This window comes from Mycobacterium sp. IDUB_37 (genome assembly GCF_055419245.1).
This window is the reverse complement of sequence record NZ_JBVAXG010000064.1, coordinates 1-245: the sequence shown is the minus strand read 5'-3', so window position 1 is coordinate 245 and position 245 is coordinate 1. Positions and strand designations below refer to the sequence as shown.

Genomic DNA, 245 nt, shown 5'->3' with positions numbered 1-245 from the left:
CAAGGCGCGTTAGGTGCACTCATCGTGGCCGGCCAAAACCTCGCCGCCAACCTCGCCGCCGGCTTCCCCAACCTGTCCGGCCTGCTCGGCGGCGCACTGTCAGGCAACCTCGGACTAGGCGGGCTCGGCGGATTGAGCGCCACCTTCGCCGGCGCGTTGAACAACCTTTCGGCCAACCTGGGTGCTGTCCTCGGTGGTGGGCTGCCCGCGTTCAACCTGAGCCTGGGTGCGATCAACGGCGCGTT

At 68.2% G+C, this 245-nt stretch carries 1 protein-coding gene; it reads left to right on the top strand.

Annotation, left to right across the window (positions count from 1 at the left end; genetic code table 11):
* Positions 1–24: 24 nt before the first annotated feature.
* A partial coding sequence (locus tag ACZY1I_RS32325) for a hypothetical protein (RefSeq protein ID WP_463761729.1) occupies positions 25–245 on the top strand: 221 nt, incomplete at its 3' end.